Here is a 12492-nt window from a genome sequence, read left to right as displayed (position 1 = left end):
TTTAAGATCCAAATTAAATAAAATTTAATTTAATATAATTCTTTTATAAAAGAATATAAATAAATAATATAAATAATTTAAATAGTGAATCTAACAAAATCGATTTATATTATAAATTTTTATTTAATAAATATTTTAAAATATCCATACATAATATTTCTATTCCGATATTTTTTTTTGATGAAATAAAATAAAATTTTTTTATAAATTTATATTTTTTTAAAATTTTATTAATATGTAAAATAAAATTATTTTGATTATTTATCAAATCAATTTTATTTAAAATAAGCCATTGCTCTTTTAAAAGAATTTTTTTATTATATTTTTTAATTTCAGAATTAATTATATCTATAGCATTAGATATGCCAATATTATTCTTAATAATTGATATATCTATAAAATGTAGTAATAAATTACAATATTTAAAATGTTTAATAAAATTTAATCCTAATCCTTTTCCAATTGAAGATTTTTTTATAATGCTAGGGACATCTAATATTGAAATAGGAGAACTATTTAATTTATTTTTAATAATTCCTAAAATAGGTTTTGTAGTTGTAAAAAAATAATCACCTATTTTAGTATTAGCAGAAGATATTTTTCTTATAAATGTTGATTTCCCAACATTAGGTAAACCTAATACACTTATATCTGCTTTTAAAATAAAATCTAATTTTATTTTTTTTTTTTGTCCTAAACAACCTTTAGTACTTTTATATGGAGTTCTATTAATAGAAGATTTAAAATTAATATTACCTAACCCTCCTTTTCCTCCTCTTGCAACTAAAAATTTTTGTTTATCTCTTTTTAGAGATATAAGAATAAGTTTTTTTTTTGTATCAATAATACTTGTACCTATTGGGACATAAATAATTAAATTTTTACCATTTTTTCCTGTACGTTGATAATTTTGTCCTTTTAATCCATTTTCAGATATATAATTTTTTTTACGATAGAAATTATTTAAATTATTAATATTATTATTAGATATAAAATATATATTTCCTCCCTTACCTCCATTACCTCCATCAGGACCTCCTTTCGGAATAAATTTTGCACGATGAAAACTAATACATCCATCTCCTCCATTACCTGCTTTTATATGTATAATTGCTTCATCAAAAAATTTCATTATAACTCCATTTTATAAAAAATATATGTTTTACAAATTAAAACATTATTTAATATTTAATTAAAATAAATAAAAAATTATGTATTAATAACATTGATATATTTTTTTTTTCTGATTCCTCTAATAGTAAATTTTACAACTCCATTTATTTTTGAAAATAAAGTGTGATCTTTACCACATCCTACATTATTTCCAGCATGAAATTTATTACCTCTTTGTCTTATAAGAATAAATCCGGGTTTTACTTTTTCCCCTCCAAAACATTTAACACCTAATCTCTTAGAATGTGAATCTCTACCATTTCTAGATGAACCACCAGCTTTTTTATGTGCCATAGAATATTCTCCTAAACTAAATATTGAATTTTAAGAATTTTTATATTGGTAAATAACTGACGGTGTCCTTGTGTCTTACGAAAATGTTTTCTTCTACGAAATTTAATTATTTTAATTTTTTTATTTTTACCATGTAAAATAATTTGTGCTATTATTTTTGCTCCTGGGATAATAGGATTTCCTATATTTAGTTTATTTTTTTCATATATTATTAAAATATTTTTAAATTCAATTTTATCTCCAATTTTTCCCGTAATTTTTTCTAATTTAATAGTCTGTCCTTGGATCACTTTATATTGTTTACCACAACTGTCAAAAATAGCATACATTTATTATTATCCTTATAATATACTTTAAAAAATAAATAACTAATAATATAAAATATTCTATAAATTTATTAAATAATTTAATTATTACATATTTTAATATTATTAATTATTTATTTTCTAATCTTTTAATTTTTGCACCTAAAGAAATTAATTTATTTTCTATATTTTCATATCCACGATCAATATAATTAACATTATTAACAATTGTTTTTCCTTTAGCAATACATCCAGCTAATACTAAACTAATTGATGCTCTTAAATCTGTTGCTTTAATTTTTGCACTATATAATGATTTTATTCCTCGACAAAATACCTTATTATTTTTTATAAAAATTTTTGCTCCCATTTTAATTAATTCATGTATATATAGAAACCGATTTTCAAAAATAGTTTCTTGTATTATACTTTTACCTAAAGCAATACAGTTTAACAAAGTAAACTGAGGTTGCATATCTGTAGGAAAACTAGGATATGGTCCAGTTATAATATTTACCGCTTTTGGTTTTTTATTATTCATGTTAATACTACACCAATTTTTTCCTGTTTTAATATCTGCTCCTGTATATTTTAATTTTTTTAAAACTATTTTTAAATTTTGAGGATTAGTATTTTTACATATAATATATCCTTTAGATATGGCAGCTGCTATTAAAAAAGTTCCTGTTTCTATTCTATCATCCATTATAGTATAAACTCCTCCTTTTAATTTTAAAACACCTTTAATTATTATTTGATTAGTTCCCTCTCCTTTTATATTAGCACCCATAGTTTTTAAAAAATGAATTAAATCTTTTATTTCTGGTTCTTTAGCTGCATTATCAATAATAGTTATATTTTGAGCATAAATTGCAGCTAAAATAATACTAATTGTAGCTCCTACACTATTTTTTTTCATTATTATATGAGAACCTATAAAATTTTTATTTATAGATGCAATAATACGATTATTTTTAATATAAATATTAGCACCTAATTTTTTTAAGTATTTGATATGTAAATCAATAGGTCTCATACCAATAGAACAACCTCCTGGTAAAGATATATTTATTTTTTTAAAACGTACTAGTAAAGGACTAATTAACCAGATAGAAGCTCTAATAGATTTTATTAAATTTTCAGGAAAATTAAAATTAGTATATAAATTCCTTGTATTAATTATTAGTGATTTACCATTCTTAATTTTTACTCCTAAATTTAAAAATAATTTTATTACTACATCTATATCTTTTAATCTAGGAATATTTTTAATCTCTATTATTTCTTTTATTAAAAGGGAAGAAAATAAAATAGGTAAAGCAGCGTTTTTAGATCCAGAAATATTAACTTCTCCTTTTAATTTTACTGGACCTTTTATTATAAATTTATCCATTTTTCTCTGAAAATATTAATAAAATTATAAAACAAAAAATAAAAATCATTTTTTAATAAACAAAAATATTAAAATAAATTAAATTTTAATAAAATATTATTTTATATAATAATTAAATAAAATTTAATTTTAACGTTTAGAAAATTGAGGACTACGTCTAGCTTTTTTAAAACCTACTTTTTTACGTTCTACTTTTCGGTCATCACGTGTTAGAAAACCTTGTTTTTTAAAATTTTTTCTAAAAAAATTATCATATTTTACTAAAGCTCTTGTAATTCCATGTCGAATAGCTCCTGCTTGTCCTGAATTTCCCCCTCCTTTAACAGTAATATATAAATCTAGTTTATCCTCCATTTTTATTAATTTTAAAGGTTTCATTATCATAATACAATATGTTTTTCTAGGGAAAAAAACATTTATGTTTTTTTTATTAATCGAAATATTACCATTACCTTTTTTAATAAATACTCTAGCAGAAGAACTTTTTCTTCTTCCTGTTGCATTATAATCATAATTTATTTTTTTCATAAATTAATATCCTTAATAATATTATTAAATATTTAAAATATTTTTTTTTTGTGCTATATGATTATGTATTATTCCTGAATAAATTTTTAATCTATTTAACATTAATAATCTAATTTTATTTTTAGGTAACATTCCTTTAACAGAATGTTGAAGTATTTTACAAGGATTTTTTATAATTAATTTTTCAAACGAAATTTTTTTTAATCCTCCAGAATAACCACTATGACTAAAATAAATTTTATCTTTTTTTTTATTTCCTGTAATTTTAATTTTATTTGCATTTATAATTATAATATAATCTCCTATATCCATATGGGGAGAATATAAAATTTTATGTTTTCCCATTAAATAATGGGTTATTATACTTGATAATCTTCCTAAAACTTTATTTTTTGCATTTATAAGATACCATTGACGATAAACTTTTTTTTTTAATAAAATACTCATTTATATATCCAAAATATAAGTAATTAATGTAGTTATATTATTTATTTTTTAATTTTTTAATAAAAAAATATAAATTTTCATTAAAATATGATAGTATAGTTATATTATAAATGCAATTAGTCTTTTTTATTTTGATATTATATATTTTGTAATATCTAAAAATAATTTCTTACTTTAGATAAGTAGTATTTTTTTGGTGGCTTTATGAATATAATTTCTATAAAAAAAAAAGAAGCTAATTTAATTAAAGTATTTAAAAATTTAATAAAACAAGAAAAATTTGGAACACAAACTGAAATTGTATATGCTTTACAAGCAGCCGGATTCCATAATATTAATCAATCTAAAGTTTCTAGAATGTTAACAAAATTTGGAGCCGTAAGAATTAGAAATACAAAAATGGAGATGGTATACTGTTTTCCTTTAGAATTAGGTGTGCCACACACTACTAGTCCATTAAAAAATTTAGTATTAGATATTGATTATAACGATATTTTAATTATAATTCATACGAGTCCAGGAGCTGCTCAATTAATAGCTAGATTATTAGACTCTTTAGGAAAAGCAGAAGGTATATTAGGTACAATTGCAGGAGATGATACTATTTTTGTAGTGCCTACTCGTTTATTTAAAACTATTCAATTATATAATTCTATACAAAATTTATTTGAACAAACATTATAAAATAAATATAAATGTAAATGTAGTTTACTTAATTTTTTTATTTTATATACTTTAATCCCTGCATATATGGTCTTAAAATTTTAGGTATTTTAATTTCTCCATTTTTAAGTTGATAATTTTCCATAATAGCTGCTAATGTTCTACCAATTGCTAATCCAGAACCATTTAAAGTGTGTATAAAAGAGATTTTTTTATCTTTTATTCTTCTGTATCTAGCTTTTATTCTTCTTGATTGAAAATCCCACATATTAGAACAAGAAGAAATTTCATAATATTTATTTTTTGAAGGAAACCATACTTCTAGATCATAAGTTTTACTTGATGAAAAACTCATATCACCTGTACATAATAATATTTTTCTATATGGTAATTTTAATAATTGTAATATTTTTTCTGCATTTTCAGTAATTTGTTCTAAAGCTTTAATAGAATATTTAGGTTTAACTAACTGTACTAATTCTACTTTATCAAATTGATGTGTTCGTATTAATCCTTTATTATATTTTCCATATGAACCTACTTCAGATCTAAAACAAGGACTATGTGAAACTAATTTAATTGGTAACTCTTTTTCTTCAATAATTTTGTTATACACTAAATTAGTTAACGGTACTTCTGCTGTAGGAATTAGAAAGTAATCTTCTATATCAGAAGATTTAAATTTTTTTATATGAAAAAGATCTTCACTAAATTTAGGTAATTGTCCAGTACCATATAAAGCTTTTTTTTTTACTATATAAGGAACATAAATTTCTTTATAATTATGATTATTAATATGAATATCTAACATAAATTGAATAAGGATTCTATGTAAATATGCTATTGATCCTTTCAATACAAAAAATTTTGATCCACTTAAATTAACTCCTGCTTCTAAATCGATACCTTTATTTAAAAGACCTAATTCAATATGATCACGTATAGGAAAATTATATTTTATTATTTTACCCCATTTTTTTATTTCTTTATTTTCTTTTGAATTATTTCCTATCGGTACATCATTTAATGGTAAATTAGGTATTATGTCATAAATTTTATTTATGTTTTTTTTAATATCATTTAATATAGTTTTATTATTTAAAATTTGATTATTAATATTAATTACTATCATTTTAAGTTTAGATATATTATGAATATTTTTTCTAAATAAATTTTTCGTTATCTGATTTTTTTTAATTTGTAATTGTTCTATCTTAATTTGTAAAATTTTTCTTTTTTGTTCTAATTTATTTATTAAATTAATATCTAAATAAAAATTTCTTTTTTTTAAAATTTTATACACATAATTAATATTATTACGTAATAAATTTATATCTAACATAATATTTTCCATATATGTAAATATATAAGAATACTACATAATTTTAGCATAAAACTTTTTTTATACATATTTAAATTTTTAAAAATATTTGATATTTAATATCATATATTTTATATATAATAATTAAAATATTAAAATAGTAAATATATATGAAAAATAATAAAAAAACAAAACTTCTTATTTTAGGATCTGGTCCTGCTGGTTATACATCAGCAATATATGCTGCAAGAGCTAATTTAAATCCTATAATAATTACAGGAAATCAGATTGGAGGACAATTAACACAAACTTTTAATATAGAAAATTGGCCAGGAAATTTTCCAAATATAACTGGACAAAAATTAATGAATCAATTATATAATCATGCATTATATTTTGGTACTAATATTATAAATGATACAATAATAAAAATTATTAATTTAAATAAAACACCTTTTATTGTACAAGGTAATTTATTCACATATAAATGTGATAGCATGATTATTGCAACAGGATCATATCCAAAATTTTTGGGTTTGGATTCTGAAAAAAAATTTATAGGAAAAGGTGTTTCTTCCTGTACTGTATGTGATGGTTTTTTTTACCGAAATAAAACAGTTGCAATTGTAGGAGGTGGTAATTCTGCAATAGAAGAAGCATTATATTTATCAAAAATTACCTCTACAATACATTTAATTCATAGAAAAAGTAAATTTATCGCTGAGAAAATATTACTTCAAAAATTAAAATTATTAGTAAAAAGTAAAAAAATAATATTACATGTTCCTTATATAGTCAAGGAAATACTAGGTAATGATACTGGAGTGACAGGAATAAAAATTTCTTCTTTAAATAATAAAAACATTAAAATTATACCCGTATATGGAGTATTTATTTTAATTGGTACAATACCTAATAGTTTTTTATTTCAAAAAATATTAAATTTAGATAAAAATGGTTATATTTTAACTAATAAAAATAATTTTAAAAATTCAAATTTTACAGAAACAAATATAACTGGAATTTTTGCTGCTGGTGATGTTATGGATAATACTTATAGACAAGCAATCACTTCAGCAGCTACAGGATGTATGGCTGCACTAGATGCTAAAAAATTTTTAAGTAAAATTAATAAATAATTAGTTTTTTTTAAAATAATTAATAATATTATATAAATTATAATTTTTTAAAAAATTATTTAATTAATATTAAATTACCGACTACGAAAAATAATTCTACCTTTTTTTAAATCATAAGGTGTTAATTCAACAGTAACTTTATCTCCTGTTAATATACGAATATAATTTTTTCTCATTTTACCTGAAATATGAGCTGTTATTATATGTCCATTTTCTAATTTTACATGAAAAATAGTATTAGGTAATGTATTTAATACTACACCTTGCATTTCTATATTTTCTTCTTTAGACATTATTGTACCTTATAATATAAAATATTATGATTATAATCATATATTATTTTTTATATAATGCCAATAATATCCTTTTTTATTTATTAAATCATTATATTTACCTTTTTCAACTAAAAAACCATTATACATAAAATAAATACAATCCATTTTTTTCATAATATTAATATTATGTGTAATAAATATAATTGTTTTTTTTTTAAAAATAGTTAAAATTAAATTAACTATTTTAATAGATGAAATTTGATCTAATCCTTCTGTAAGTTCATCTAATAAAATTAAATTTCCATTATGAAATATAATTCTAGCTATTCCTAATTTTTTTAATTCTCCCCCTGAAAGGATTCTCCCTCCTTCTCCCATCCATTGATCTAAATTAAAATTTTTATTTTTATTTAATAATTTTTTTAAACCTACTAATTTTAAAATTTTCACTAAATATTTATTATTAATCTCTACATTATCTTGATTATTTAATAAAATATTATTTTTTAACGTATCACTAAATAAATATATTTTTTGAGGTAATACACTTATATTTTTTCTTAATGAAAATAAATCCCATTTTTTTAAATTATATTTATTTAAGTAAATTTTCCCTTTTACAGGATCCCATGCTCGAGTTAATAACATAAATAATGTAGATTTTCCACTACCATTATATCCAGTAATAGCCACTTTTTGTTCTTTTTTTATATATAAAGAGATATTTTTTAATATATATGGATATTTTTTATTATAATAGAAAAATAGATTATTTATATTTAATTCTATAGGATAATTAATATTATTTTTATTTTTGCTTTTTTTTATAAAATAGATAGTTGTTTTTTTATTTATAATACTAAAAATTTTTTTAGCAGAAAAAAAAATTTCATGAATATTTTGGAAAACATTATTTAGAGGAAATAATATTTTGGAAAATGTTATTAAAAATAATATAAATACTATAATTTTATATTGTAATATTAAATCATAAATATATATATGATTGTATAATAATATAATAATTATATTAATATCAGTTATAATATTTATTAATAGTTGCGAGTTAATATTTAAATTATTTTTTATTAATTGGATTTTTTGCCATTTTAATTCTAAAATATTAATTTTATTAGATATATAATTTATACCTTCAAAGATTTTATATTCTACACAATGTGATAAAAAATTATTTATTAAATAATAATATTTTTTTTTTATATCTATATTTTTTTTTCCTATTATTTTACCATTTTCATAAAAGTAAAAAACATAAAATATTATTAATATAGTAATATTAACAAATAAAATAATAAAAAAAATTATATTAAATAAAATTAAATATAATAAAATTATTAAAGTAATAATACTTATTATTAAAACAGGTGTAATTATTTGTAAATATAAAAAATCTAATGTTTCGATATCTGAAATTAACATATTTAATATTTCAATATTATCAATAAAAATTAAATTTGATGGATATAAAGGAAAAATTTTATTTAAAATTAAAATTCTTAAATTTTTTAATAAATATAAAGTATTATTATGTTGAATTATTTTTTCAAAATATTTAGTAATAATTTTTATTATTGAAATAAATCGAATAATAGTTGTAGGTATAATATAATTATAATATACATTATTATTTTTAATATTTAATAAAAAAGTAGAAGATAGTAAATATCCAGATATTATAGATAAAAACAAATTCATTAAATTATTTATTATAGATAAAAAAATTCCTAAAAAAATTTTTTTAATATATTCTTGATAATTTTTTAAAAAATAAAATAAATAAAACATTTTGAAAATTCTTTATTTTAATAAAAGTTTATTTTTAAAATATTAAAATATTTTTTTTATAATCTTTCCATTTTTCATATACCAAATTTCATTATAATAATTTATTTTATATATTTTATGTGTAATTGTTATATTAATTTTAAACGGTGAAATATTTTTTTTTATTGATTTAATAATATCACATTGACTTTTAATATCAATATTAGATATTGGTTCGTCTAATAATAATATTATATGATTTTTAATTAATGCTCTAGCAATTGCGATTCTTTGTATTTGACCTACTGATAAATATATATTTTCTTTATATAAAGATGTATTTATCCCCTTAGGTAATTTTTTTAAAAAACTTGTTATACCAATTTCTTTTATAATTTTTTGTATTTTATTTTTATTTAATTTTTTATTAAAAAATAAATTTTTTTGAATTGTTATAGCAGGTAATATAGGATTCTGTTTTACACATGAAATTTTTTTATACCAATTATATAAATCTATATCTTTAAATTCAATATTATTAATTTTAAATGAACCATCGTATGGTAATATACCTAAAAATAAATTAAATAATGTTGTTTTTCCACATCCATTTGGACCTGTAATAACTATATTTTGTCCAGAAAATATTTTAAAAGACACAGGGCCTATTAATATATGACCTTTTTTATTTTTGATAATTAAATTTTTAGCTTTTATTTCTAATTTATTTACTTTTTTTAAAAAAATTTTTTTTTTATTTTTTAAATTAATATATTTTTTATTATTTAATAATTTTATAATATCATTAGCTGCGCCAATTGCTTTAGATTTTATATGATATAGTAATCCTAAATTACTAAAATTTTGAAAATACTCAAAAATCAACATTAATATAAAAAAACTATGTAATATTTTAATGTTTTTATTATAAAAACCAAAATTTATTATGTGTAAATATGTAAAACTAAAGTACATAATAATAAAAGCTAAAGAAATAGAAGAAAGAAACTCTAAAATAGCTGAAGTTAAAAAGATAATTTTTAATATTTCAATATTTTTTTGTCTATATTTTTCTATATAAAAAGAAATTTTTTTTATTTCGATTATAGAAAAATTAAATAATCTAATAGTTTCTATACCTTTTAATCTATCAAAAAATAATCCATTTAAAATGGATAATATTTTAAAATTTTTTTTATTTTTTCTTGTTGCTTTTTCCCCAATTAATATTATAAAAAAAATTGTTACTACACTAATAATAACTAGTATTAAATCTATTATCCAACTAATATAAAAGATGATAATTAAAATTAGTAATGTTGTTACTTTAGTAGTAAAAAAATTAGGTATATATTGATTATAATAATTTTGTAAATTTTCTACTTGATTTATAATTAATGATATATCAGATCCTGATGTTTGATTTGTAAAATGTTTATAGTATATAGATTTTAGTCTATTTAAAATTTTTTTTCTAATAGAAATTTTTATTATTTGACTATAATAAAAATTGATTTTATTTATTATAAGAGTTATAAATGTTTTTATTATAAAACATAAAAATAATATTATATAATAATAAAAAATTTTATTTTTATTTTCTTTTAAAAAAAAAGTCTGTATTTGTTTGGATAATATCCAATTTTGAATAATTAATATACATATATTAATAAAATTTAATAAATAAGATATTTTTAAGAAATTTTTAGCAAAAAAACTTTGTTTTTTTAACCACAAAATTATTTCTTTTTCTGTATATTTTTTTTTCATTTTAAATTATTTATTTAATAAAATAATATTTTACTATGTTGGATATATACACAACATAGTTTATAAAAATAATTTATAATTTTTCTTCAATCCTAATTAATTGATTATATTTTGCATTTCTATCAGAACGACTCATTGAACCAGTTTTAATTTGATCAGCATTTGTTCCTACAGCTAAATCAGAAATAAATGTATCTTCTGTTTCTCCAGATCTATGTGAAATAATAATTTTATATCCTGCTTTTTTAGCTATTTTAATAGTAGATAATGTCTCTGTAAGAGATCCAATTTGATTTAATTTTATTAAAATAGCATTAGCAACTTTATTTTTAATACCTTTTTTTAAATATTTTTTATTAGTAACAAATAAATCATCTCCTACTAATTGTATTTTATTACCTAATACTTTTGTTTGGTATATAAAACCATTCCAATCATTTTCGTCTAAACCATCTTCTATTGAAGTAATAGGATATTTTTTAGTTAAATTATATAAAAAATCTGTAAATTCTTTTGAAGAAAGATTAATATTTTCACTATTTAAATAATATTTATTATTATAAAATAATTCTGAAGCAGCACAATCAATTGCAAAAGTAATATCTTTTCCAAGAATAAGACCAGCATTATTCACTGCTTTTGACATCATATTAAATGCTTCACTATTATTTTTTAAATTTGGAGCATAACCTCCTTCATCTCCAACAGAGGTAATTAATTTATTTTTTTTAAGTACAATACATAAATGATGAAATATTTCTGCACCATAACGTATGGCTTCTTTTATATTTTTTGCACCAATAGGTTGAATCATAAATTCTTGTATATCTAAATTATTATCAGCATGTTTACCACCATTAATAATGTTAATCATTGGTAAAGGCATAAAAAATTTTTTTTCTGTATGATTAATATCACTAATATATTGAAATAATGGAATATTATTAAATAAAGCAGATGCTCTAGCATTAGCTAAAGAAACAGCTAAAATTGTATTAGCTCCAAAATTAGACTTATTTTCAGTATTATCTAAATTAATCATGATTTCATCAATATTTGATTGATTTAAGGAATTTTGATTAATTAAATATTTATTAAAAATAGTATTAATTATTTTAACAGATTTTAAAACTCCTTTACCTAAAAATCTTTTTTTATTTCCATCACGTAATTCTATTGCTTCTTTAGATCCAGTTGATGCTCCAGAAGGAACAGAAGCCATACCAATTATGTTATTATTTAAATGTACTTCTGCTTCAATAGTAGGATATCCTCTAGAATCAATAATTTCTCTACCTACTATTTTTTTTATTTTAGACATCTTATTTCCTTAATAAATTTAATAATATTAATAATATATTTTTATATAATAATAATATAAATTTATAAAAATATTAAT

Annotated in this window: 13 protein-coding genes; 2 read left to right on the top strand and 11 right to left on the bottom strand. The window is 18.9% G+C overall.

Annotated features, from left to right (window positions below; genetic code table 11):
- Positions 1 to 109 precede the first annotated feature (109 nt).
- The 6 genes from cgtA to rplM form a co-directional block, all read right to left on the bottom strand.
- A complete protein-coding gene (cgtA, locus tag GJT94_RS02235) occupies positions 110 to 1132 on the bottom strand; it encodes an Obg family GTPase CgtA (protein ID WP_168894504.1) in 1023 nt (340 codons plus the stop codon).
- 77 nt (positions 1133 to 1209) lie between these two features.
- On the bottom strand, positions 1210 to 1467 hold the full coding sequence (gene rpmA / locus GJT94_RS02230; RefSeq protein ID WP_168894503.1) for a 50S ribosomal protein L27: 258 nt from the start codon (positions 1465 to 1467) through the stop codon (positions 1210 to 1212).
- A gap of 11 nt (positions 1468 to 1478) precedes the next feature.
- A complete protein-coding gene (gene rplU, locus GJT94_RS02225) occupies positions 1479 to 1796 on the bottom strand; it encodes a 50S ribosomal protein L21 (RefSeq protein WP_168894502.1) in 318 nt (105 codons plus the stop codon).
- 106 nt (positions 1797 to 1902) lie between these two features.
- Positions 1903 to 3165 (bottom strand): UDP-N-acetylglucosamine 1-carboxyvinyltransferase, encoded by a 1263-nt coding sequence (gene murA, locus GJT94_RS02220; RefSeq protein ID WP_168894501.1) that lies wholly within the window; start codon positions 3163 to 3165, stop codon positions 1903 to 1905.
- A gap of 129 nt (positions 3166 to 3294) precedes the next feature.
- On the bottom strand, positions 3295 to 3693 hold the full coding sequence (gene rpsI / locus GJT94_RS02215; RefSeq protein WP_168894500.1) for a 30S ribosomal protein S9: 399 nt from the start codon (positions 3691 to 3693) through the stop codon (positions 3295 to 3297).
- A gap of 24 nt (positions 3694 to 3717) precedes the next feature.
- Positions 3718 to 4140: a 50S ribosomal protein L13 gene (rplM, locus tag GJT94_RS02210; RefSeq protein ID WP_168894499.1), complete on the bottom strand. Its 423-nt coding sequence runs from the start codon at positions 4138 to 4140 to the stop codon at positions 3718 to 3720.
- Positions 4141 to 4344: 204 nt separating this feature from the next.
- Here rplM and argR point away from each other — a divergent pair, with 204 nt between their 5' ends.
- Complete coding sequence (gene argR, locus GJT94_RS02205) at positions 4345 to 4824, top strand: transcriptional regulator ArgR (RefSeq protein WP_168894498.1); 480 nt, start codon at positions 4345 to 4347, stop codon at positions 4822 to 4824.
- 37 nt (positions 4825 to 4861) lie between these two features.
- Here argR and serS read toward each other — a convergent pair whose 3' ends face one another.
- Positions 4862 to 6145, bottom strand: coding sequence for a serine--tRNA ligase (gene serS / locus GJT94_RS02200; protein ID WP_168894497.1), 1284 nt, complete (start codon positions 6143 to 6145; stop codon positions 4862 to 4864).
- A gap of 149 nt (positions 6146 to 6294) precedes the next feature.
- Between serS and trxB the strand changes: the two genes are divergently transcribed.
- Positions 6295 to 7263, top strand: coding sequence for a thioredoxin-disulfide reductase (gene trxB / locus GJT94_RS02195; RefSeq protein ID WP_168894496.1), 969 nt, complete (start codon positions 6295 to 6297; stop codon positions 7261 to 7263).
- 74 nt (positions 7264 to 7337) lie between these two features.
- Here the strand turns inward: trxB and infA are convergent, their stop codons facing one another.
- The 4 genes from infA to eno form a co-directional block, all read right to left on the bottom strand.
- A complete protein-coding gene (gene infA, locus GJT94_RS02190) occupies positions 7338 to 7556 on the bottom strand; it encodes a translation initiation factor IF-1 (protein WP_168894495.1) in 219 nt (72 codons plus the stop codon).
- A gap of 36 nt (positions 7557 to 7592) precedes the next feature.
- Entirely contained in the window at positions 7593 to 9344 is a 1752-nt protein-coding gene (locus GJT94_RS02185) for an ATP-binding cassette domain-containing protein (RefSeq protein ID WP_168894494.1), read from the bottom strand.
- 42 nt (positions 9345 to 9386) lie between these two features.
- The gene (locus GJT94_RS02180; RefSeq protein WP_168894493.1) at positions 9387 to 11093 is read right to left on the bottom strand and encodes an ATP-binding cassette domain-containing protein; all 1707 of its coding nucleotides are present in this window, start codon (positions 11091 to 11093) and stop codon (positions 9387 to 9389) included.
- Positions 11094 to 11166: 73 nt separating this feature from the next.
- Positions 11167 to 12414, bottom strand: coding sequence for a phosphopyruvate hydratase (gene eno, locus GJT94_RS02175; RefSeq protein WP_168894492.1), 1248 nt, complete (start codon positions 12412 to 12414; stop codon positions 11167 to 11169).
- Positions 12415 to 12492 lie beyond the last annotated feature (78 nt).

Origin of the sequence: Enterobacteriaceae endosymbiont of Donacia cinerea (genome assembly GCF_012569925.1) — a bacterium.
GTDB lineage: Bacteria > Pseudomonadota > Gammaproteobacteria > Enterobacterales > Enterobacteriaceae.
Note: the sequence above shows the minus strand (reverse complement) of the source record. Positions and strands in the feature narration are given on the sequence as shown.

Excerpts from the sequence above, each read along its gene's own strand:
- argR (WP_168894498.1), top strand. The coding sequence starts at position 4,345 with ATGAATATAATTTCTATAAAAAAAAAAGAAGCTAATTTAATTAAAGTA.
- trxB (WP_168894496.1), top strand. The coding sequence starts at position 6,295 with ATGAAAAATAATAAAAAAACAAAACTTCTTATTTTAGGATCTGGTCCT.
- infA (WP_168894495.1), bottom strand. The coding sequence starts at position 7,556 with ATGTCTAAAGAAGAAAATATAGAAATGCAAGGTGTAGTATTAAATACA.
- GJT94_RS02185 (WP_168894494.1), bottom strand. The coding sequence starts at position 9,344 with ATGTTTTATTTATTTTATTTTTTAAAAAATTATCAAGAATATATTAAA.
- GJT94_RS02180 (WP_168894493.1), bottom strand. The coding sequence starts at position 11,093 with ATGAAAAAAAAATATACAGAAAAAGAAATAATTTTGTGGTTAAAAAAA.
- cgtA (WP_168894504.1), bottom strand. The coding sequence starts at position 1,132 with ATGAAATTTTTTGATGAAGCAATTATACATATAAAAGCAGGTAATGGA.
- eno (WP_168894492.1), bottom strand. The coding sequence starts at position 12,414 with ATGTCTAAAATAAAAAAAATAGTAGGTAGAGAAATTATTGATTCTAGA.
- rpmA (WP_168894503.1), bottom strand. The coding sequence starts at position 1,467 with ATGGCACATAAAAAAGCTGGTGGTTCATCTAGAAATGGTAGAGATTCA.
- rplU (WP_168894502.1), bottom strand. The coding sequence starts at position 1,796 with ATGTATGCTATTTTTGACAGTTGTGGTAAACAATATAAAGTGATCCAA.
- murA (WP_168894501.1), bottom strand. The coding sequence starts at position 3,165 with ATGGATAAATTTATAATAAAAGGTCCAGTAAAATTAAAAGGAGAAGTT.
- rplM (WP_168894499.1), bottom strand. The coding sequence starts at position 4,140 with ATGAGTATTTTATTAAAAAAAAAAGTTTATCGTCAATGGTATCTTATA.
- rpsI (WP_168894500.1), bottom strand. The coding sequence starts at position 3,693 with ATGAAAAAAATAAATTATGATTATAATGCAACAGGAAGAAGAAAAAGT.
- serS (WP_168894497.1), bottom strand. The coding sequence starts at position 6,145 with ATGTTAGATATAAATTTATTACGTAATAATATTAATTATGTGTATAAA.